General features: G+C 57.7%; 19 protein-coding genes and 2 tRNA genes. 20 read left to right on the top strand and 1 reads right to left on the bottom strand.

Annotated features, from left to right (window positions below):
• Position 1: 1 nt before the first annotated feature.
• On the top strand, positions 2–3,223 hold the full coding sequence (gene carB, locus AC07VF_RS16560; protein ID WP_282366994.1) for a carbamoyl-phosphate synthase large subunit: 3,222 nt from the start codon (positions 2–4) through the stop codon (positions 3,221–3,223).
• Positions 3,220–3,696, top strand: coding sequence for a transcription elongation factor GreA (greA, locus tag AC07VF_RS16555; protein ID WP_122535420.1), 477 nt, complete (start codon positions 3,220–3,222; stop codon positions 3,694–3,696). The genes carB and greA overlap by 4 nt, the downstream gene beginning before the upstream one ends.
• Before the next feature lie 169 nt (positions 3,697–3,865).
• Here greA and AC07VF_RS16550 read toward each other — a convergent pair whose 3' ends face one another.
• Positions 3,866–4,174 (bottom strand): YhbY family RNA-binding protein, encoded by a 309-nt coding sequence (locus AC07VF_RS16550; protein ID WP_074888472.1) that lies wholly within the window; start codon positions 4,172–4,174, stop codon positions 3,866–3,868.
• A gap of 107 nt (positions 4,175–4,281) precedes the next feature.
• Between AC07VF_RS16550 and rlmE the strand changes: the two genes are divergently transcribed.
• The 18 genes from rlmE to AC07VF_RS16460 all read left to right on the top strand — a co-directional run bounded on the left by rlmE (position 4,282) and on the right by AC07VF_RS16460 (position 22,692).
• Entirely contained in the window at positions 4,282–4,932 is a 651-nt protein-coding gene (gene rlmE, locus AC07VF_RS16545) for a 23S rRNA (uridine(2552)-2'-O)-methyltransferase RlmE (protein ID WP_065987607.1), read from the top strand.
• A gap of 189 nt (positions 4,933–5,121) precedes the next feature.
• Entirely contained in the window at positions 5,122–7,032 is a 1,911-nt protein-coding gene (gene ftsH / locus AC07VF_RS16540) for an ATP-dependent zinc metalloprotease FtsH (protein ID WP_282366985.1), read from the top strand.
• 8 nt (positions 7,033–7,040) lie between these two features.
• On the top strand, positions 7,041–7,892 hold the full coding sequence (gene folP / locus AC07VF_RS16535) for a dihydropteroate synthase (RefSeq protein WP_192173308.1): 852 nt from the start codon (positions 7,041–7,043) through the stop codon (positions 7,890–7,892).
• A gap of 16 nt (positions 7,893–7,908) precedes the next feature.
• Entirely contained in the window at positions 7,909–9,252 is a 1,344-nt protein-coding gene (gene glmM, locus AC07VF_RS16530; RefSeq protein ID WP_495009239.1) for a phosphoglucosamine mutase, read from the top strand.
• A 66-nt stretch (positions 9,253–9,318) separates the two neighbouring features.
• Entirely contained in the window at positions 9,319–10,074 is a 756-nt protein-coding gene (tpiA, locus tag AC07VF_RS16525) for a triose-phosphate isomerase (RefSeq protein WP_495009240.1), read from the top strand.
• A gap of 4 nt (positions 10,075–10,078) precedes the next feature.
• On the top strand, positions 10,079–10,462 hold the full coding sequence (secG, locus tag AC07VF_RS16520) for a preprotein translocase subunit SecG (protein WP_074888489.1): 384 nt from the start codon (positions 10,079–10,081) through the stop codon (positions 10,460–10,462).
• Positions 10,463–10,506: 44 nt separating this feature from the next.
• Positions 10,507–10,592 (top strand) — tRNA-Leu (locus AC07VF_RS16515).
• Between the two features lie 97 nt (positions 10,593–10,689).
• Positions 10,690–10,766 (top strand) — tRNA-Met (locus tag AC07VF_RS16510).
• Positions 10,767–10,893: 127 nt separating this feature from the next.
• The gene (rimP, locus tag AC07VF_RS16505; RefSeq protein WP_282366977.1) at positions 10,894–11,352 is read left to right on the top strand and encodes a ribosome maturation factor RimP; all 459 of its coding nucleotides are present in this window, start codon (positions 10,894–10,896) and stop codon (positions 11,350–11,352) included.
• A 59-nt stretch (positions 11,353–11,411) separates the two neighbouring features.
• On the top strand, positions 11,412–12,893 hold the full coding sequence (gene nusA, locus AC07VF_RS16500; RefSeq protein ID WP_065987602.1) for a transcription termination factor NusA: 1,482 nt from the start codon (positions 11,412–11,414) through the stop codon (positions 12,891–12,893).
• A 27-nt stretch (positions 12,894–12,920) separates the two neighbouring features.
• Positions 12,921–15,443, top strand: coding sequence for a translation initiation factor IF-2 (gene infB, locus AC07VF_RS16495; protein WP_192173306.1), 2,523 nt, complete (start codon positions 12,921–12,923; stop codon positions 15,441–15,443).
• Between the two features lie 161 nt (positions 15,444–15,604).
• Positions 15,605–16,006, top strand: a complete 402-nt coding sequence (rbfA, locus tag AC07VF_RS16490) for a 30S ribosome-binding factor RbfA (RefSeq protein ID WP_037015118.1) — start codon at positions 15,605–15,607, stop codon at positions 16,004–16,006.
• 3 nt (positions 16,007–16,009) lie between these two features.
• A complete protein-coding gene (truB, locus tag AC07VF_RS16485; RefSeq protein WP_133776826.1) occupies positions 16,010–16,927 on the top strand; it encodes a tRNA pseudouridine(55) synthase TruB in 918 nt (305 codons plus the stop codon).
• Positions 16,928–17,078: 151 nt separating this feature from the next.
• Positions 17,079–17,348 (top strand): 30S ribosomal protein S15, encoded by a 270-nt coding sequence (rpsO, locus tag AC07VF_RS16480; protein ID WP_037015114.1) that lies wholly within the window; start codon positions 17,079–17,081, stop codon positions 17,346–17,348.
• Positions 17,349–17,520: 172 nt separating this feature from the next.
• Complete coding sequence (pnp, locus tag AC07VF_RS16475; RefSeq protein ID WP_237252931.1) at positions 17,521–19,626, top strand: polyribonucleotide nucleotidyltransferase; 2,106 nt, start codon at positions 17,521–17,523, stop codon at positions 19,624–19,626.
• A 293-nt stretch (positions 19,627–19,919) separates the two neighbouring features.
• Complete coding sequence (locus AC07VF_RS16470; RefSeq protein ID WP_074888508.1) at positions 19,920–20,270, top strand: BON domain-containing protein; 351 nt, start codon at positions 19,920–19,922, stop codon at positions 20,268–20,270.
• 457 nt (positions 20,271–20,727) lie between these two features.
• Positions 20,728–21,729, top strand: coding sequence for a response regulator (locus tag AC07VF_RS16465; protein WP_346629226.1), 1,002 nt, complete (start codon positions 20,728–20,730; stop codon positions 21,727–21,729).
• A 3-nt stretch (positions 21,730–21,732) separates the two neighbouring features.
• Positions 21,733–22,692, top strand: coding sequence for a sensor domain-containing diguanylate cyclase (locus AC07VF_RS16460; protein ID WP_192173303.1), 960 nt, complete (start codon positions 21,733–21,735; stop codon positions 22,690–22,692).
• Positions 22,693–22,717: the final 25 nt, after the last annotated feature.

Here is a 22,717-nt window from a genome sequence, read left to right as displayed (position 1 = left end):
CATGCCAAAACGTACAGACATTAAAAGCATCCTGATTCTTGGTGCTGGCCCGATCGTGATCGGCCAGGCCTGCGAATTCGACTACTCCGGCGCCCAGGCCTGCAAGGCCCTGCGCGAAGAGGGTTACCGCGTCATTCTGGTCAACTCGAACCCGGCTACCATCATGACCGACCCGGCCATGGCGGACGCGACCTACATCGAGCCGATCAAATGGGCGACCGTCGCCAAGATCATCGAAAAAGAACGCCCCGATGCGCTGCTGCCAACCATGGGCGGCCAGACCGCACTGAACTGCGCGCTGGACCTGGAGCGCGAAGGCGTTCTCGAGAAGTTCGGCGTTGAAATGATCGGCGCCAATGCCGACACCATCGACAAGGCTGAAGACCGCTCGCGTTTCGACAAGGCCATGAAGTCCATCGGCCTGGCGTGCCCGCGTTCCGGTATCGCCCACAGCATGGAAGAGGCCAATGCGGTCCTCGAAAAGCTGGGCTTCCCCTGCATCATTCGTCCGTCCTTCACCATGGGCGGCACCGGTGGTGGCATCGCGTACAACCGTGAAGAGTTCGAAGAAATCTGCGCCCGCGGTCTCGACCTGTCGCCGACCAAAGAGTTGCTGATCGACGAGTCGCTGATCGGTTGGAAAGAATACGAAATGGAAGTTGTCCGCGATAAAAAGGACAACTGCATCATCGTCTGCTCCATCGAAAACTTCGACCCGATGGGCGTCCACACCGGCGACTCCATCACGGTCGCGCCGGCGCAGACCCTGACCGACAAGGAATACCAGATTCTGCGTAATGCCTCGCTGGCGGTCCTGCGCGAGATCGGCGTCGAAACAGGCGGCTCGAACGTTCAGTTCGGTATCTGCCCGGACACTGGCCGCATGGTCGTGATCGAGATGAACCCACGTGTCTCTCGTTCTTCTGCGCTGGCCTCCAAGGCTACCGGCTTCCCGATCGCGCGAGTGGCAGCCAAGCTGGCTGTCGGCTACACGCTGGACGAGTTGCAGAACGAAATCACCGGCGGCAAGACCCCGGCGTCGTTCGAGCCATCGATCGACTACGTTGTCACCAAGCTGCCACGGTTTGCGTTCGAGAAGTTTGCCAAGGCCGATGCGCGTCTGACCACACAAATGAAGTCGGTCGGCGAAGTCATGGCCATCGGCCGTACCTTCCAGGAATCCTTGCAGAAAGCACTGCGCGGCCTTGAAGTGGGTGTCAGCGGTCTCGATCCGAAGCTGGACCTGAGCAATCCGGAAAGCATGAGCATTCTCAAGCGCGAACTGACGGTTCCGGGTGCCGAGCGCATCTGGTACGTCGCCGACGCTTTCCGTGCCGGCATGACAGTTGAACAAATTTTCGGCATGAACATGATCGACCCTTGGTTCCTGGTGCAGATCGAAGATCTGATCAAGGACGAAGAGAAGGTCAAGACCCTCGGTCTTTCGGCAATTGATCGCGACCTGATGTATCGCCTCAAGCGCAAGGGCTTCTCCGATGCACGCCTGGCCAAGCTGGTCGGTGTGACCGAGAAAAACCTGCGCACGCACCGTCACAAGCTGGACGTGCTGCCGGTCTACAAGCGCGTCGACACCTGCGCTGCCGAGTTCGCGACCGACACCGCGTACATGTACTCCACGTACGAGGAAGAGTGCGAAGCCAATCCGACGAATCGCGACAAGATCATGATTCTGGGTGGCGGCCCGAACCGCATTGGCCAGGGCATCGAGTTCGACTACTGCTGCGTCCACGCTGCACTGGCGCTGCGTGAAGACGGGTACGAGACCATCATGGTCAACTGCAACCCGGAAACCGTATCGACCGACTACGACACCTCCGACCGTCTGTACTTCGAGCCGGTGACCCTGGAAGACGTGCTGGAAATCGTCCGCGTCGAGAAGCCGAAAGGCGTGATCGTTCAGTACGGCGGCCAGACGCCTCTGAAACTGGCGCGCGCACTGGAAGCGGCAGGCGTGCCGATCATCGGCACCAGCCCGGACGCCATTGACCGTGCAGAAGACCGCGAGCGCTTCCAGCAAATGGTCGAGCGACTGAACCTGCGTCAGCCGCCAAACGCTACCGTGCGCAGCGAAGACGAAGCCATTCGGGCCGCGGCGAAGATCGGCTACCCGCTGGTGGTTCGTCCGTCCTACGTACTGGGCGGCCGTGCGATGGAGATCGTCTACGAAGAAGACGAACTCAAGCGCTACCTGCGTGAAGCGGTTCAAGTGTCCAACGACAGCCCGGTGCTGCTGGACCACTTCCTCAACTGCGCCATCGAGATGGACGTTGATGCGGTTTGCGACGGTACCGACGTGGTAATCGGCGCGATCATGCAGCACATCGAACAGGCCGGCGTTCACTCGGGTGACTCGGCATGCTCGCTGCCACCGTATTCGCTGCCTGCCCACATCCAGGACGAAATGCGTGAGCAGGTCAAGAAAATGGCCCTCGAGCTCGGCGTTGTCGGTTTGATGAACGTGCAGTTGGCATTGCAGGGTGAAGACATCTACGTCATCGAAGTGAACCCGCGCGCCTCGCGTACGGTACCGTTCGTTTCGAAGTGCATCGGTGTCTCGCTGGCGATGATTGCGGCTCGCGTCATGGCCGGCAAAACCCTGAAAGAACTCGGCTTCACCAAAGAGATCATCCCGAACTTCTTCAGCGTGAAAGAAGCGGTGTTCCCATTTGCCAAATTCCCGGGTGTAGACCCGATCCTCGGCCCAGAGATGAAGTCGACGGGCGAAGTCATGGGGGTTGGCGACACCTTCGGCGAAGCTTTCGCGAAAGCCCAGATGGGCGCCAGCGAAGTGCTGCCAACTGGCGGCACGGCGTTCATCAGCGTGCGTGATGACGACAAGCCCCTGGTGGCAGGTGTTGCACGCAGCTTGATCGAGTTGGGCTTCGACATCGTTGCAACCGCCGGCACGGCACGTCTGATCGAAGAGGCTGGTCTGAAAGTTCGCCGCGTCAACAAGGTGACCGAGGGCCGTCCACATGTGGTCGACATGATCAAGAATGACGAAGTCACGCTGATCATCAACACCACTGAAGGTCGTCAGTCGATCGCCGACTCCTACTCTATTCGCCGCAATGCCCTGCAGCACAAGATTTACTGCACCACGACCATTGCCGCGGGCGAGGCCATCTGTGAAGCGCTGAAGTTCGGCCCTGAAAAAACCGTGCGCCGCTTGCAGGATCTACACGCAGGACTCAAAGCATGATCAAGTACCCAATGACCGTTCAGGGCGCTCGCGCCCTGGAAGAAGAACACGCACACCTGACCAAGGTCGTTCGTCCCAAACTCAGCCAGGACATCGGGACTGCGCGTGAGCTGGGCGATCTCAAGGAAAACGCCGAATACCATGCCGCCCGCGAACAGCAGGGCATGGTCGAAGCGCGTATTCGCGACATCGAAGGCCGAATCCAGAATCAGGTGATCATCGACGTCACTACGATCCCTCACACCGGCAAAGTGATCTTCGGCACCACTGTCGAAATCGCGAACGTTGAGACGGACGAGCGCGTCACCTACCACATCGTGGGTGAGGACGAAGCTGACTTCAAATTGGGCAAGATCTCGGTGGGTTCGCCGCTTGCTCGCGCGTTGATTGGCAAGGAAGAAGGCGATGTCGTCGCTGTGAAAACACCGAGCGGTGTGATCGAGTACGAAATCGTGGAAGTGCGTCACGTTTGATGATCGACACCCGCTTTGCGCGGGTGGTGATTCAGCCAGCGGGTTCGAAGGTCATTGACTGACCTTTCGAACCGGCGGTCGCATGTCCGGTCTGACCGAGTCTGCGCTCATCTTTCCGGGTGAGCGCCGAGTCGGAAGGTCAGCGCTTATTCACCCTGACCCGACAGGATCAGTTGAAGCGGTGGACGTTGGAAAGCTGCTTGTTTACCTTAGGGTTCTTGCGGTAAATCAGCGCCATTTTGCCGATCACCTGCACCAGATCGGCCTTACCGACTTTGCACAGTTCAGCGATGGCTGCCAGGCGGCTCTCGCGGTCGAGGATGTTGAGTTTGATCTTGATCAACTCGTGATCGCCCAACGCGCGCTCCAGTTCGGCCAACACACCTTCAGTCAGACCATTGTCCGCCACCATCAACACCGGTTTCAGATGGTGACCAATGGATTTGTATTGTTTCTTCTGCTCTTGAGTGAGCGGCATAATCTGACCTCTGCGTCTGATCTTGTAAAAAGCGGCGGCCAGTTTACCCGAGCGAGTCCGGGACCGCCCGGTTAATCGCGACTCGTCCTAATTTTTTGAGGTGCTCCGTGGCACGTTCCAAAACCAGCCATAACTGGCTTAAAGAACACTTCGACGACAAGTACGTCAAAATGGCGCAGCGGGACGGTTACCGTTCCCGCGCCAGTTACAAGCTTCTCGAGATTCAGGAGAAGGACAAGATCATCCGTCCTGGCATGACGGTGATCGACCTGGGTGCAGCGCCAGGTGGCTGGTCGCAGGTGACCAGTCGTCTGATTGGTGGTCAGGGCCGTTTGATTGCATCGGACATCCTGGAAATGGACAGCATCCCCGACGTGACCTTCATCCAGGGGGATTTCACCCAGGACGAAGTGCTCGCTCAGATCCTCGAAGCTGTTGGTAATACGCAGGTCGACCTTGTGATTTCCGATATGGCCCCCAATATGAGTGGATTGAGCGCCGTGGACATGCCGCGCGCAATGTTCCTTTGTGAGCTGGCGCTGGATCTGGCCGGCCGCGTGCTGCGTCCTGGTGGCGATTTCCTGATCAAGGTCTTCCAGGGTGAGGGCTTTGATGTGTACCACAAGGACATCCGCAAGCTGTTCGACAAGGTGCAGATGCGCAAGCCGTTGTCGTCACGAGACCGTTCCAGGGAGCAGTATTTGTTGGGTCGCGGGTTTCGCGGCATAGAGGGATCGGCGAGCGATGAGCGCCTTTGATCAAGCGATAGCTTTTTTCAAATAGCTTAATCAAGGGAGCGTAACCAACATCGCGTAGTCAAAGTTTCACAAAGGGTTACAGACGCCGCCTGCCACGCCTGTAGGATCTGTAGTACGTTAGGCCGGTAAATATCATGCGAGGCACGCTCCAGCGTGGAGCTTGCTTCAGAGGGTAGCTAATTGAACGATATGGCAAAGAATTTGATCCTGTGGTTGATCATCGCGGCGGTTCTCGTGACCGTGATGAACAACTTCTCCAGTCCTAACGAGCCGCAGACCCTCAACTATTCCGAATTCATCCAGCAGGTGAAGGACGGCAAGGTCGAGAAAGTTGCCGTTGACGGATACGTCATTACCGGCAAGCGCAGCGATGGCGACTCTTTCAAGACCATCCGACCGGCTATCCAGGATAACGGCCTTATTGGCGATCTCGTTGATAACAACGTCGTTATCGAAGGCAAGCAACCTGAGCAGCAAAGCATCTGGACTCAGCTTCTGGTCGCCAGCTTCCCCATCCTCGTGATCATTGCCGTTTTCATGTTCTTCATGCGCCAGATGCAAGGTGGCGCAGGCGGCAAGGGCGGCCCGATGAGCTTTGGTAAAAGCAAAGCACGTCTGCTGTCTGAAGATCAGGTGAAAACAACACTGGCTGACGTTGCCGGTTGCGACGAAGCTAAAGAGGAAGTCGGCGAGCTCGTCGAGTTCCTCCGCGATCCGGGCAAGTTCCAGCGGCTGGGTGGTCGTATTCCTCGCGGCGTGCTGATGGTAGGCCCTCCGGGTACCGGTAAAACCTTGTTGGCGAAGGCCATCGCGGGTGAAGCCAAGGTGCCGTTCTTCACGATTTCCGGTTCCGACTTCGTTGAAATGTTCGTCGGTGTTGGTGCAAGCCGTGTCCGTGACATGTTTGAGCAGGCCAAGAAGCATGCGCCTTGCATCATCTTCATCGACGAGATCGATGCTGTAGGTCGCCACCGTGGCGCCGGCATGGGCGGCGGTCACGATGAGCGTGAGCAGACGCTCAACCAGTTGCTGGTTGAGATGGACGGCTTTGAAATGAACGACGGCATCATCGTCATTGCCGCTACTAACCGTCCAGACGTCCTTGACCCTGCGCTGCTGCGTCCGGGCCGTTTCGACCGTCAGGTGGTCGTGGGCTTGCCCGACATCCGCGGTCGTGAACAGATTCTCAAAGTACACATGCGCAAAGTGCCAATGGGTGACGACGTTCAGCCAGGCGTGATTGCGCGTGGTACTCCGGGTTTCTCTGGTGCTGATCTTGCAAACCTGGTCAACGAGGCGTCGCTGTTCGCGGCTCGCACCGGTAAGCGCATCGTCGAGATGAAAGAATTCGAATTGGCGAAAGACAAAATCATGATGGGCGCCGAGCGCAAATCGATGGTCATGTCCGACAAAGAGAAGCGCAACACCGCTTATCACGAAGCCGGTCATGCGATTGTTGGTCGCGTCGTACCTGAGCATGATCCGGTCTACAAAGTGTCAATCATCCCGCGCGGTCGTGCGTTGGGTGTCACCATGTTCCTTCCCGAGGAAGATCGCTACAGCCTTTCCAAGCGTGCATTGATCAGTCAGATCTGCTCGCTGTACGGCGGTCGAATTGCGGAAGAAATGACGTTGGGCTTCGATGGCGTGACCACCGGCGCTTCTAACGACATCATGCGGGCCAGCCAGATCGCTCGAAACATGGTCACCAAGTGGGGCCTGTCCGAGAAGCTGGGTCCGTTGATGTATTCGGACGAAGACGAAGGCGGGTACCTCGGTCGTGGCGGTGGCGGTCAAAGCTCCAGCCTGTCGGGTGACACGGCACGTCTCATCGACTCTGAAGTGCGCAGCATCATCGATCAGTGCTACGGCACGGCCAGACAGATCCTCACGGATAATCGTGACAAGCTGGAAGCGATGGCCGACGCGCTGATGAAGTACGAAACCATCGACGCCGAGCAAATCGATGACATCATGGCAGGCCGCACACCCCGCGAGCCTCGCGATTGGGAAGGCGGTTCCGGAGATTCCGGCACCCCGATCGCACCTGTAGGTCCGCGTCCGGAATCGCCAATTGGCGGCCCAGCTGCTGAACACTAAGGTCTGACATGACTTCTGCGCTTCACCCGACCCGGTTGCCTTGCGGCAACCGGGTTCTTGATTTATCCCGCACGCACGTGATGGGGATCCTCAATATCACCCCCGATTCGTTCTCGGACGGCGGCCGTTTCGCGCAGCGCGACCTGGCGCTGCGTCATGCCGAAGCGATGATGCTGGCGGGTGCGACCTTGATCGATGTAGGGGGCGAGTCAACGCGTCCCGGTGCACGATCTGTTTCTCCTGTCGAAGAGCTGGAGCGTGTGGCGCCTGTCGTCGAGGCGATCAGCGCCGAGCTGGACGTGATCATTTCGGTAGATACCTCCACGCCGGCCGTCATTCGTGAGACTGCGCGCCTGGGGGCAGGGCTCATTAACGATGTTCGCTCGCTGCGTCGTGACGGTGCACTGGACGCCGCTGTGGCGACGGGTTTGCCGGTCTGCCTCATGCACATGCGCGGCGAGCCTACGGACATGCAGAATGATCCCCACTACACTGACTTGATCGGTGAGGTCAGTGCCTTCTTGCGCGAGCGCCTTGAGCAATGCGTCGCGGCGGGAATTCCGCCCGAAATGATCATCCTCGATCCAGGATTCGGCTTTGCCAAGACCCTCGAGCACAACCTGAGCCTGTTCAAGCACATGGAAGCACTTCATGCGCTGGGCCGTCCGCTGCTGGTAGGTGTCTCTCGCAAGAGCATGATTGGCAAGGTGCTCGACAAGCCTGTTGATCAGCGTCTGCATGGCGCCCTCGCGCTTGCCGCCATGGCCATGGTCAAAGGCGCAAAAATTCTACGTGTGCACGACGTCTCTGAGACGGTTGACGTCGTGCGTATGATTGCTGCTGTTGAATCAGCAAAATAAGAAATCTGGAGCACCCATGACCACTAAAAAATACTTCGGTACCGACGGTATCCGCGGACGTGTAGGCCAATTCCCTATCACCCCTGATTTTATGCTGAAGTTGGGATGGGCAGCAGGGATGGCGTTCCGGAAAATGGGCGCGTGCCGAATCCTGGTTGGCAAGGACACTCGCATTTCGGGCTACATGTTCGAGTCGGCGCTTGAAGCCGGGTTATCCGCTGCGGGTGCGGATGTGATGCTGCTCGGCCCGATGCCGACACCTGCGATTGCCTACCTCACGCGTACGTTTCATGCCGAGGCGGGCATCGTGATCAGCGCGTCGCACAATCCGCACTACGATAACGGCATCAAGTTTTTCTCCGGGCAGGGCACCAAGCTGCCCGATGAAATCGAACTGATGATCGAGGAACTGCTCGATTCACCGATGACCGTCGAGGAGTCCGAAAAGCTTGGCAAGGTGTCGCGAATCAATGACGCCGCGGGCCGTTACATCGAATTCTGTAAGAGCAGTGTTCCGACCAGTACTGATTTTGACGGGTTGAAGCTCGTTGTCGATTGCGCCCATGGCGCCACGTACAAAGTGGCGCCAAACGTGTTCCGTGAGCTTGGCGCCGAGGTGACCGTGCTGTCGGCGGCCCCCAACGGGCTCAACATCAATGACAACTGCGGCTCCACCCACATGGGAGCGCTGCAGGCCGCCGTTGTCGAGCATGGCGCTGACCTGGGCATCGGTTTCGATGGCGACGGCGACCGTGTGCTGATGGTCGACCACACTGGCGCAATCGTCGATGGTGATGAACTGCTTTACATCATTGCGCGAGACCTTCAAGAGCGCGGTCAGTTGCAGGGAGGTGTCGTTGGCACCCTGATGAGCAATCTCGGGCTGGAGCTGGCACTTGCGGATCTAAACATCCCGTTCGTGCGCGCCAACGTCGGCGACCGTTATGTCATCGCGGAGCTGCTGGAGCGTGACTGGCAAGTGGGCGGCGAGAACTCGGGCCATGTCGTGTGCTTCCGTCACACCACAACCGGGGATGCGATCATCGCCGCCCTGCAGGTGCTGCTGTCGATGAAGCGTACAGGCATGAGCCTCGCACAATCGCGTTCAGGTTTGAAGAAATGCCCTCAGGTATTGGTCAATGTGCGCTTCGAGGGTGGAGGCGTTGATCCGGTCAAACATCCCGCCGTTATTGAAGCGTGTGATCGCGTGACCGCCGCCATGGGCGGGCGCGGACGTGTGCTTCTGCGCAAGTCCGGTACCGAGCCGCTTGTGCGGGTAATGGTCGAGGGCGAGGACGAAATCCTGGTCCGCGGGTATGCCGATGAACTGGCAACACTGGTTGCTGAAGTTTGCGCCTGATTTCGGCTTGCCAGTGTTGAAACTGTTGGGTAACATCTGCGCCCACTTTGACCGACGAGGTACAGCATGCGTCGCCCTATGGTAGCTGGTAACTGGAAGATGCACGGTACCCGCGCCAGCGTCGCTGAGCTGATCGAGGGTCTTGCAAATCTCGCCCTTCCGGGTGGCGTTGATGTGGCGGTCTTCCCGCCTAGCCTGCACGTGAGTCTTGTGGTTGATTGCCTGGAAGGGCAGTCGATCTCTGTCGGTGCGCAGAATTGCGCTCATCAGGCAGGCCAGGGTGCGTTGACTGGAGAGGTGTCGTCGACTCAGTTGGCGGATGCAGGTTGCAAGTTTGTGCTTGTCGGGCACTCTGAGCGTCGCCAGATAATGGGCGAGAGCAATGAGGTGCTTAATCGCAAGTTCGAGGCCGTCCAGGCGGCAGGTCTGACGCCGATACTGTGTATCGGTGAGACGCTCGAGGAGCGAGAAGCCGGCAAGACCCTTGAGGTTGTCGGGCAGCAGCTTGGCAGCATCATCGAAGAACTTGGCGTCGGGGCTTTCGTTAATGCGGTAATTGCCTATGAGCCAGTCTGGGCCATTGGCACCGGATTGACTGCCTCGCCGGAACAGGCGCAGGAAGTGCACGCAGCGATTCGTGCGCAGTTGATGGAAGAGAATTCTGAAGTCGCACAAGGTGTGCGTCTTCTATATGGCGGCAGCGTGAAGGCGGCCAATGCGGTCGAACTGTTCGGCATGCCGGATATCGATGGAGGCCTCATTGGTGGCGCCTCCCTGAATGCAGATGAGTTCGGTGCGATCATTCGCGCCGCGGGAAACTGAAAAAATGCTGGAAACAGTCGTAGTCGTTCTTCATCTGCTGGGTGCTCTGGGCGTTGTTGCTCTGGTTTTGCTGCAGCAGGGTAAAGGTGCCGACGCTGGCGCATCATTTGGAGCAGGTGCATCAAATACTGTGTTCGGTGGGCAAGGTTCCTCTACCTTTCTCAGTAAACTTACTGCTATACTTGCCGCCTGTTTCTTCATGACTAGCTTAGGGTTAGGTTACTTTGCTAAAGAGAAAGCTCACCAGCTGACTCAAGTAGGTTTGCCAAATCCAGCGGTACTGGAAGTGAAGCAAAAGCCGGCAGCAGATGATGTTCCGGTTCTGGAAGGGCAACAGAAACCAGCTGCAGTACCTGCTGATGTTCCTGCCACTCCAGAGCAGAAGTAACACCGGATTCGCAGCTGTTTTTGGGGCTGCAAAAGAGTTGTAATGCCGAGGTGGTGGAATTGGTAGACACGCAACCTTGAGGTGGTTGTGCCCATAGGGTGTAGGGGTTCGAGTCCCCTTCTCGGTACCAATTAACAAGAAAGCCCGCAGTAGCGGGCTTTCTTGTAGGTGGATGTGTCGGATTGACCCAAATTTGGATCGGTCGTATACTTCCGCCCCAGCTTTGTCGCGGGGTGGAGCAGTCTGGTAGCTCGTCGGGCTCATAACCCGAAGGTCGTTGGTTCAAATCCAGCCCCCGCAACCAGTTTTAGCGGAGCCCCTTTTCAGGGGCTTTTTGTTAGCTGGACACTTTATGACGCCGCTTTTCGCAGGCGTTTTCATGATTGGGCTTCTGCCCATTTTTTATTTGCAGCATGCACGAGGGGGTTCAGGTGTCGAGCAAGCTAGAAGAGTTGCAGGCCTTGTTGGCCCCGGTGGTCGTGGCCCTAGGCTATGAATGCTGGGGTATCGAGTATTCGTCTCAAGGGCGTCACTCGATGTTGCGCGTCTATATCGATAAAGAAGGCGGCGTGTTGGTGGACGATTGCGCGATCGTCAGCCGTCAGATCAGCGGTATTCTGGATGTAGAAGATCCGATCAGCTCCGAATACACGCTCGAAGTTTCCTCTCCAGGCATGGAACGCCCACTGTTTACCATTGAGCAGTTTGCGGAATTTGCCGGGGCACAAGTGAAGATAAAGCTGCGTTCGCCGTTTGAAGGTCGACGCAACTTTCAAGGCCTTCTCCGCGGGGTGGAGGAGCAGGACGTCGTGGTCCAGGTTGATGATCACGAGTTTCTGTTGCCGATCGATCTGATCGACAAAGCCAACATTATTCCCACGTTTGACTAAGACGTGCCAGATACAGCGGATCCCGCGGATCCAATGGCTTGCGAAAGGCGAGGCGTACGATGAGCAAAGAAGTACTGCTGGTTGTTGAATCGGTATCCAATGAAAAAGGCGTACCGGCCGATGTGATTTTTGAAGCGCTTGAAATAGCTCTGGCTACGGCCACCAAAAAGCGTTTTGAAGACGAAGTAGACCTGCGTGTCGAGATCAATCGTCAAACAGGTGCATATGAGACTTTCCGTCGCTGGACCGTCGTCGAAGAAGACGACCTCGACGACCCGGCCATCGAGACATGGCCTAGCAAAGTTGCCCTGACCCACCCAGGCGCCAACGTTGGCGACGTAGTGGAAGAAAAGATCGATTCCATCGAGTTCGGCCGCATCGCTGCGCAGACTGCCAAGCAAGTCATTGTGCAGAAAGTTCGCGAAGCCGAGCGAGCTCAAGTCGTGGACGCCTACCGTGAGCGTCTGGGCGAAATCATTTCCGGCACTGTTAAAAAAGTTACACGTGACAATGTCATCGTCGACCTTGGCAACAATGCCGAAGCTCTGCTGGCGCGTGAAGACATCATTTCGCGGGAGACTTTCCGCGTAGGTGTCCGCGTTCGTGCATTGCTCAAAGAGATCCGCACCGAAAATCGTGGCCCTCAGCTGATCCTGTCGCGTACCGCGCCGGAAATGCTGATCGAGCTGTTCCGGATTGAAGTTCCGGAAATCGCCGAAGGACTCATCGAGGTGATGGCTGCCTCTCGTGATCCTGGTTCGCGTGCAAAGATCGCAGTTCGCTCCAAGGACAAACGCATTGACCCGCAAGGCGCGTGCATCGGCATGCGCGGTTCTCGCGTGCAGGCTGTTTCCGGCGAGTTGGGCGGCGAGCGTGTGGATATCGTGCTTTGGGACGATAACCCGGCGCAGTTCGTCATCAACGCCATGTCGCCTGCCGAAGTGGCAGCGATCATCGTTGATGAAGATGCCCACGCCATGGACATCGCTGTAGGCGCAGATAACCTCGCCCAGGCGATTGGCCGCGGTGGCCAGAACGTGCGGTTGGCCAGTCAGTTGACTGGCTGGACCCTTAACGTGATGACCGAATCGGACATCCAGGCCAAGCAGCAAGCGGAAACCGGTGACATCCTGCGCAACTTTATCGACGAGCTGGAAGTCGATGAGGATCTCGCTCAGGTTCTGGTAGACGAAGGCTTCACCAGCCTGGAAGAGATTGCCTACGTACCGTTGGAAGAAATGCTCAACATCGACGGCTTTGACGAAGACACCGTCAACGAGCTTCGCGCTCGTGCCAAGGATCGTTTGTTGACTAAAGCCATCGCTACTGAGGAAAAGCTGGCAGACGCCCATCCGGCCGAAGACCTGCTCTCGCTTGAGGGTATGGACAAGGATTTGGCGATGGAACTGGCGGTGCGCGGCGTAATTACCCGCGAAGACCTGGCCGAGCAGTCTATTGACGATCTGCTCGACATCGACGGCATTGACGATGATCGTGCCGGCAAGTTGATCATGGCCGCCCGAGCCCATTGGTTCGAGTAAGTAGATGCGGCCTGAGGAGAGAAGTGCATGACGCAAGTCACGGTGAAAGAACTGGCCAAGACGGTCGACACACCGGTAGAGCGCCTGTTACAGCAGATGCGTGAGGCAGGTTTGCCGCACAACGCCGCCGAACAAGTTGTGACCGATATTGAAAAACAAGCCCTGTTGACCCACCTGAAAAGCGGTCACAAGGCCAAGGTGGAAGAGCCGCGCAAGATTACCTTGCAGCGCAAGACCACCAGTACACTTCGCGTTGCTGGCAGCAAAAGCATTAGCGTTGAAGTACGCAAAAAGAAAGTCTTTGTTCAGCGCAGCCCGGAAGAAATCGAAGCCGAACGCAAGCGCGAGCTGGACGAACGTCGTGCGGTCGAAAATGCCGCTCGTCAAAAGGCTGAAGAAGAGTCCCGTCAGCGTGCCGAAGAAGAAGCGCGCCGTCAGCCTTCGTCTGGTGCCCCCGCTGCCGAGGCTGTTGCAGCGCCGGCACCGGCTCCGCAAGCTGCCGAGCCAGCCCGGGAAACTCCGGCTGCGGCACCTGCGCCTGTCGCTGATCGCAAGAAAGACGAACAGCGTCGCCCCGACAAACCACGCAATGACGACAACAATCGTCGCAGCGGCGGTGGTGACGGCGATCGCAAGAACGCCCCGCATCGTGCATCGGTCAAGGAAAAGGCGCCAACGCCACGCGTTGCTCCTCGTACTACCGACGAAGAAAGCGATGGCTTCCGTCGCGGCGGTCGCGGCAAGGCCAAGCTGAAGAAGCGCAACGCGCACGGTTTCCAGAGCCCTACCGGCCCTGTCGTTCGTGAAGTGAAGATCGGCGAAACCATCAGCGTGGGCGATCTCGCTCAGCAGATGTCGGTCAAAGCTGCCGAGATCATCAAGTTCATGTTCAAGCTGGGTACTCCGGCCACCATCAACCAGGTTCTGGATCAGGAAACTGCCCAGCTGGTCGCTGAAGAACTGGGCCACAAAGTGACCCTGGTCAGCGACACCGCGCTGGAAGATTCTCTGGCCGAGTCCCTGAAGTTCGAAGGTGAGACGTTCTCCCGTGCGCCGGTTGTAACGGTCATGGGTCACGTTGACCACGGTAAGACCTCGCTGCTCGATTACATCCGTCGCGCCAAGGTTGCTGCTGGCGAAGCCGGTGGTATCACCCAGCACATCGGTGCGTACCACGTGGAAACCGAACGTGGCATGGTGACGTTCCTCGATACCCCGGGTCACGCTGCGTTTACCGCAATGCGTGCTCGTGGTGCCAAGGCAACCGACATCGTGATTCTGGTTGTCGCTGCCGACGACGGTGTCATGCCGCAGACCATCGAAGCCGTGCAACACGCCAAGGCTGCCGGTGTTCCGCTGGTCGTTGCCGTGAACAAGATCGACAAGCCGGGCGCTGACCTGGACCGTATCCGCAGTGAACTGTCCGTTCACGGCGTAACGTCCGAAGAGTGGGGCGGCGAGACACCTTTCGTCTCGGTCTCCGCGAAGATGGGTACTGGCGTTGACGAGCTGCTTGAAGCCGTTCTGCTGCAGGCCGAAGTTCTGGAATTGATGGCAACGCCGTCGGCTCCGGGTCGCGGTGTTGTTGTCGAATCGCGTCTGGACAAGGGCCGTGGCCCGGTTGCTACTGTTCTGGTTCAGGACGGTACGCTGCGTCAGGGCGACATGGTTCTGGTTGGCTCCAACTACGGTCGCGTTCGGGCAATGCTCGACGAGAACGGCAAGCCAATCAAGGAAGCCGGCCCGTCGATCCCAGTCGAGATTCTCGGCCTGGACGGTACGCCGGACGCTGGCGACGAGATGAGCGTGGTTGCCGACGAGAAGAAAGCCCGTGAAGTGGCTCTGTTCCGTCAAGGCAAGTTCCGCGAAGTCAAGCTGGCCCGTGCTCACGCCGGCAAGCTGGAAAACATCTTCGAGAACATGGGTCAGGAAGAGAAGAAGACGCTCAACATCGTCCTCAAATCCGATGTCCGTGGTTCTCTGGAAGCGTTGCAGGGTGCTTTGAATGGCCTGGGTAACGACGAAGTGCAAGTGCGTGTAGTGGGCGGCGGTGTCGGTGGTATCACCGAAAGCGACGCCAACCTGGCACTGGCCTCCAACGCTGTACTGTTCGGCTTCAACGTACGTGCCGATGCTGGCGCGCGCAAGATCGTCGAGCAGGAAGGTCTGGATATGCGTTACTACAACGTTATCTACGACATCATCGAAGACGTCAAGAAGGCCCTCACCGGCATGCTTGGCAGCGACGTTCGGGAGAACATCCTGGGTATCGCTGAAGTCCGCGACGTGTTCCGCTCGCCGAAATTCGGCGCGATCGCAGGTTGCATGGTCATTGAAGGCGTTGTCTTCCGTAACCGTCCAATCCGTGTACTGCGTGAAGACATCGTTATCTTCGAAGGCGAGCTGGAATCCCTGCGCCGCTTCAAGGATGACGCTTCCGAAGTACGTGCCGGCATGGAATGCGGTATCGGCGTCAAGAGCTACAACGACGTCAAGGTCGGTGACAAGATCGAAGTCTTCGAGAAGGTCCAAGTGGCTCGCAGCCTCTAAATCGCGAGCTTCAGGAGTCATGGCTTGCGCCGCATGAAAATGCCAAGCGTCGGCCATGGACTCTAAACGCAACGCCCGGTCCGGCTCTCGCCGGGCCGGGCGTTTGCCGCTTTCAGACCACATGGCTTTTGCCATGGGTCAGCAGTGACAGGTAACAAGACATGGCAAAAGAATACAGCCGTACCCAACGTATCGGCGATCAGATGCAGCGCGAGCTGGCACAGCTGATCCGTCGTGAAATCAAGGACCCCCGCGTAGGGCTGGTCACCATCACCGCCGTTGACGTCAGCCGTGACGTCGGCCACGCGAAAATCTTCATGACCGTGATGGGGCAGGACAGCGCCGAAGAAATCGCACAGTCCATCAAGGTGCTCAATGCTGCTGCAGGATTCCTGCGTATGCAGCTGGCCCGTGAGATGAAGCTGCGCAGCGTGCCGCAACTGCATTTCCATTACGACGAAAGCGTTGCCCGTGGCGCGCATTTGTCGGCATTGATCGAGCGGGCAGTGGCTGAAGATGGTCAGCACCAAACCGCACCCAAGCAAGACGGTTCGGAGGAATAAGGCGTGGCTCAGGTCAAGCGTATTCGCCGTAACGTCAGCGGGATCATCCTGCTCGACAAGCCGCTGGGGTTCACATCCAACGCCGCGCTGCAAAAAGTGCGCTGGTTGCTCAACGCAGAAAAAGCAGGGCATACGGGCAGTCTGGATCCGCTGGCCACCGGCGTTCTGCCGCTGTGCTTCGGTGAAGCGACCAAGTTTTCCCAGTACCTGCTCGATTCTGACAAGGGTTATGAAACCCTGATGCAGCTTGGCAAGACCACCACCACGGCAGATGCCGAGGGTGAGGTCCTACAGACGCGGCCTGTGACCGTTGGTCGTTCGGATATCGAAGCGGTGCTTCCGGCATTTCGGGGGAATATCAGTCAGATACCGCCGATGTACTCCGCCCTCAAGCGCGACGGTCAGCCGTTATACAAGTTGGCCCGGGCTGGGGAAGTGGTGGAGCGTGAACCGCGTTCTGTTACTATTGCGCGCCTGGAATTATTGGCGTGCGAAGGTGAGACCGCTCGTTTGGCGGTCGACTGCACAAAAGGCACCTATATTCGTACCCTCGTGGAAGATATCGGTGAAAAGCTGGGCTGCGGTGCTTACGTTGCTCAGCTGCGTCGTACCCAGGCCGGTCCTTTCACGCTGGCCCAGACCGTAACGCTGGAAGAGCTGGAAGCGGTGCATGCCGAAGGCGGGAACGAAGCGGTTGATCGCTTCCTGATGCCATCGGACAGCGGGTTGCTGGATTGGCCGCTGCTGCAGTTTTCAGAGCACAGTTCGTTTTACTGGCTGCATGGTCAGCCAGTGAGAGCCCCCGACGCGCCGAAGTTCGGCATGGTGCGGGTGCAGGATCATGAAGGACGCTTCATCGGGATCGGTGAAGTGAGTGAAGACGGGCGCATTGCGCCGCGTCGACTGATTCGGTCAGAGTGACCGGACCCGTCGCGGCAGGGTTTCCTGGCACGGCGGTACGAGGGTGGCTGTTAACAGGCATGGTCACTCCTCACATTTAAATACGAGAGTCAGCTCTCGGCCTGTTGAAACCGTCTCCCCGGAGCGGTTTCTTGATAAAAGGAATGCCCACATGGCACTCAGCGTTGAAGATAAAGCTCAGATCGTAACCGACTACCAGCAAGCTGTTGGTGATACTGGTTCGCCAGAAGTGCAAGTTGCACTGCTGACCGCCAACATCAACAAACTGCAAGGCCACTTCAAGGCCAACGGTAAAGATCACCACTCCCGTCGTGGTCTGATCCGTATGGTAAACCAGCGTCGCAAGCTGCTGGATTACCTGAAAGGTAAGGACGTTAGCCGTTACAGCGCCCTGATCGGTCGTCTGGGTCTGCGTCGCTAATAACGACTCGGATAGAGGTTGGTTGGTCGTCATGTTCCGCTGGTTTTATCAGTGGGGTGGCGGCCTCCCAGCCTCTAGTTGTATCTGGACTGCCGAAGGGTCCGATTCCCCTCGCCGCCCAAGAATTCGCAAGAAACCAGTTCCCCAAGAGCCACAAAGAAGGTAGGAAACCGTGAACCCGGTAATCAAGAAATTTCAATTCGGTCAATCGACCGTAACCCTCGAGACTGGCCGTATTGCCCGTCAAGCCTCTGGTGCTGTATTGGTCACCGTTGACGACGACGTCACCGTTCTCGTGACTGTGGTCGGCGCCAAGCATGCAGACGCAAGCAAAGGCTTTTTCCCTCTTTCCGTTCACTACCAGGAAAAGACCTACGCCGCTGGCAAGATCCCTGGTGGTTTCTTCAAGCGTGAAGGCCGCCCTTCCGAAAAAGAAACACTGACCTCGCGTTTGATCGACCGTCCGATCCGCCCACTGTTTCCAGAAGGCTTCATGAACGAAGTGCAGGTTGTCTGCACCGTCGTCTCTACCAGCAAGAAAACCGATCCGGACGTCGCTGCGATGATCGGTACGTCGGCTGCTCTGGCCATCTCCGGCATTCCGTTCGACGGCCCGATCGGTGCCGCGCGCGTTGCTTTCCACGAGAGCACCGGCTACCTGCTGAACCCGACTTACGAGCAACTGAAAGCATCGAGCCTGGACATGGTCGTTGCCGGTACCGAAGAAGCGGTGCTGATGGTTGAGTCGGAAGCCAAAGAGCTGACTGAAGACCAGATGCTGGGTGCCGTGCTGTTCGCCCACGACGAATTCCAGTCGGTCATCAAGGCCGTCAAAGAGCTGGCCGCCGAAGCTGCCAAGCCAACCTGGAACTGGGCGCCTAAAGCTGAAGCCACTGAACTGCTGGGCGCTATCCGCTCCGAGTTCGGCACAGCGATCTCCGAGGCGTACACCATCACCGTCAAGGCCGATCGTTATGCTCGCCTGGGTGAGCTGAAGGATCAGGTTGTTGCCAAGCTGGCTGTTGAAGACGGCAGCCCGTCCGCCAGCGAAGTCAAAGCGGCGTTCGGCGAAATCGAATACCGCACCGTTCGCGAAAACATCGTCAACGGCAAACCACGTATCGACGGTCGCGACACCAAGACTGTTCGTCCGTTGAACATCGAAGTCGGCGTTCTGCCGAAGACTCACGGTTCGGCACTGTTCACCCGTGGCGAAACGCAGGCGCTGGTCGTGGCCACCCTGGGTACCGCGCGTGACGCTCAACTGCTCGACACCCTCGAAGGCGAGAAAAAAGACCCGTTCATGCTGCACTACAACTTCCCTCCGTTCTCGGTGGGCGAGTGTGGTCGCATGGGTGGCGCAGGTCGTCGTGAAATCGGTCACGGTCGTCTGGCCCGCCGTTCGGTTCAGGCCATGCTGCCTGCTGCCGACGTGTTCCCGTACACCATCCGTGTCGTATCGGAAATCACCGAGTCCAACGGCTCCAGCTCCATGGCTTCGGTCTGTGGTGCTTCGCTGGCCCTGATGGACGCTGGTGTTCCAATGAAGGCGCCGGTTGCCGGTATCGCCATGGGTCTGGTTAAAGAAGGCGAGAAGTTTGCCATCCTGACCGACATTCTGGGTGACGAAGACCACCTGGGCGATATGGACTTCAAGGTAGCCGGTACCGCCAAAGGCGTCACCGCGCTGCAGATGGACATCAAGATCAAAGGCATCACCGAAGAGATCATGGAGATCGCTTTGGGTCAGGCGCTGGAAGCGCGTCTGAACATCCTGGGCCAGATGAACACCATCATTGGTCAGTCGCGTACCGAGCTGTCGGAAAACGCGCCGACCATGATCGCGATGAAGATTGACACCGACAAGATCCGTGACGTCATCGGCAAAGGCGGCGCGACCATCCGTGCCATCTGTGAAGAGACCAAAGCGTCGATCGACATCGAAGACGACGGCTCGATCAAGATCTTTGGCGAAACCAAGGAAGCTGCTGAAGCTGCACGTCAGCGCGTTCTGGGTATCACCGCTGAAGCCGAGATCGGCAAGATCTACATCGGCAAGGTTGAGCGCATCGTCGACTTCGGTGCGTTCGTTAACATCCTGCCGGGCAAAGACGGTCTGGTGCACATCTCCATGTTGAGCGACGCTCGCGTAGAGAAAGTCACCGACATCTTGAAAGAAGGTCAGGAAGTCGAAGTTCTGGTGCTGGACGTGGACAATCGCGGTCGCATCAAGCTGTCGATCAAAGACGTAGCAGCTGCCAAGGCGTCGGGGGTTTAACCCGCTCTACCGCAGCTGATCAAAAAGAGCCCTTCGGGGCTCTTTTTTTGAATGCAATTAATGGCTTAAGGATGCAGACCGTCGCTTGGCAGCTGGTCAGAACATGCATCTTGCAAGCGGAACTTTCCCAAAGCGGGCAATCTGCACGACACCCGTGGATCCATGAAAACATAACTCATTGATTTATAACGAATATCCTTCAGGGCAAAGGTTGGCACACCGCTTGCGACATATAGGTAACCCTGCAGCCAATCAGATTGGCGCAGATTCTGAGAAAAACAGGAGTTACCCGTATGAAGAAGTTCGCTATTGCTGCTGCTACCGCCACTGCTCTGACTCTGACTATGGCCAACGTAGCCATGGCTCAGACCTCTGCTCAAGCTCCAATGACTGTAGCTGCCAACGAAGTCGCCAAAACCAAAGAAGCTACTTCTGACACTTGGATCACCACCAAGGTCAAATCTGATCTGCTGACCGAAAAAGGCATTCCAGGCTCCGACATCAAGGTTGAGACCAACAAAGGCGTGGTATCTCTGTCGTCGACTGTCGCTGTTACCGAAGCACAGAAAACCACCGCTGTTGCGATCACCAAGAAAATCAAAGGCGTGAAGGCTGTTTCGGCTGACGGCCTGAAAGCTGAGTAATTCCATTCGGTAGAGCCTTCGGAACAATTGTCTGACAGTGTGAAAGTCGTCAGCTGACTGATCCCGGTTCATGCGAAAGGCCGCAGCAATGCGGCCACCAAAAGCCCTGACGCCCGCGTCGGGGCTTTTTTATGCCCTGATTTCAGCCCATCCTCCTCGCTGTTTCACCAGCGCCAGAGCGTTTGACATATTCTCGCCACACCCGCTGCGTTACTCTTCTGCGCTTCTTGATATCCAAATGGAAGGATTTTTTCAATCCATCCGAAATGAATCGAATCAGCTGTGCACATTAATTGCATATCACGCAGCCCATTGTGGAATGGGTAGAGAATCTACCCACAGGTTTGACGCTTTGATGACGTGTCATCAGCTACAGTCTGGCATGACTCTTTGCTCACCCTTTGTCACGCTGCCTTAAACCGGGCCAGGCCTGAAACTCTTTTGCTGTGAGAAGTAGATGCCCACGATTCCCTTGCTCATTTGCGACGACTCCAACATGGCGCGGAAGCAGCTCATTAAGGCCCTGCCGCCCGAGTGGGATGTTTCAGTGACCACGGCAACCAACGGCCGTGAAGGGATCGAGGCGATTCGTCAGGGTCTGGGCCGCGTTGTGCTGCTGGATCTGACAATGCCGGACATGGACGGCTATCAGACATTGGCGGCCATCCGCGCGGAAAGCCTGCAGACCAGCGTCATTGTCGTCTCCGGCGACGTTCAGGAGGAGGCGGTGCGCCGTACCCTCGAACTGGGCGCACTGGCGTTCCTGAAAAAACCGGCCGATCCCGATCAGTTGCAGGAGACCCTCCAGCGGCTGGGCCTGTTGGGGGAGGGCGCCGATCAGTCGCTGGCTCCGGCATCTGGCCTCGATCAGGCGGAGATCAGTTTTAACGACGCATTCCGCGAGACCGTGAACGTTGCGATGGGCCGCGCGGCCGCTTTGCTGGCGCGGGTGTTGGGCGTATTTGTGCAGCTGCCGGTGCCCAACGTCAACATGCTGGAAGTGGGCGAGTTGCACATGGCGCTGGCCGATGCCCAGGCCAACGACCGGCTCACGGCGGTGTGTCAGGGCTACATTGGTGGTGGCATAGCCGGCGAGGCGCTGTTGTTGTTCCATGATTCGGAAATCGCCGACATGGCGCAGTTGATGAAGATCGATGACGCCGACTATTCCGACATGGAAATGTTGCTGGACCTGTCGTCCATCCTGATCGGCGCCTGTCTGAGCGGTATTGCGGAGCAGCTCGACATCGCATTTTCCCAGGGCCACCCGCAAGTGCTGGGATTGCACAGCGGCATTGAAGAGCTGATCCGGCTCAACGAGCGGCGCTGGAAGAAGACCCTGGCTGTGGAGATCAGTTACAGCCTGGAGGGTCATAACATCCATTTCGATCTGTTGATGTTGTTCACCGAAGACTCGGTCGAGCTGCTGTCGCGGAAACTCGCCCACCTGATGAGCTGATTCATGAACGATCGTATCGATTTCAAGGAATTGCACTGGCTGCTCACCGTGACGCAGAGCATCGACGTCGGCGTGGTGGTGCTGGATCAGGAATACCGGGTGCAGGTCTGGAACACCTTCATGGAGAACCGTTCCGGGATACTGTCCTACGAAGCGGCGACCCGTTCGTTCTTTTCGTTGTTCCCGGAGATCAACGAGCGCTGGCTGAAAAACAAGATCGACAGCGTGATTACCCTCGGCACCCCAGCGTTCACGATCTGGGAGCAGCGCCCTTTTCTGGTTCGCTTCAAGAGCTATCAGCCCATCACCGGGCAAGAAGACTTCATGTACCAGAACACCACGATGTTTCCGCTGCGGTCGACGACCGGCGTGGTCACCCATGTGTGTCTGGTGATTTACGACGTCACCGATGTGGCGACAAACCGTCTGCAGTTGCAGGCGGCCAACCGCGAGCTGCAGAAGCTATCGAGCACCGACCGCCTGACCAGCCTGTACAACCGCGGCCACTGGGAAGAAGCATTGCGTCTGGAGCATGCACGGCATGTGCGTTACGGCACCACAGCGTCACTGGTGATGTTCGACATCGACCACTTCAAACGCGTCAACGATACCTATGGGCATCAATGCGGCGACCGGGTGATTCAGCGGGTGGCGGACGTGGTGCGTGAGCACATCCGCGACGCTGACATCGCGGGTCGTTACGGCGGCGAAGAGTTCGCGGTGCTGCTGCCCGATACGGACAAGCAGGGCGGCGCCATGTTTGCCGAGCGTCTGCGCGCCGCCGTCGAGGCGCTGGACGTCATGCAGGAAGGCGAAGCCATTCATTGCACGATCAGCCTGGGCGTAGCGGACATGACCTCGCCGATGGACGACTACAAGATGCTCATCGAGCGCGCGGACCAGGCGCTGTACGAGTCCAAGAAGAACGGGCGCAATCGTGTGTCGGTGGATGCGTCAGATTGAAGCCCGGATAACGTCTGCGTCGCAG

It is taken from the genome of Pseudomonas sp. GW821-FHT02H06, assembly GCF_059421525.1.
This window is presented reverse-complemented; position numbering and strand designations above follow the sequence as displayed.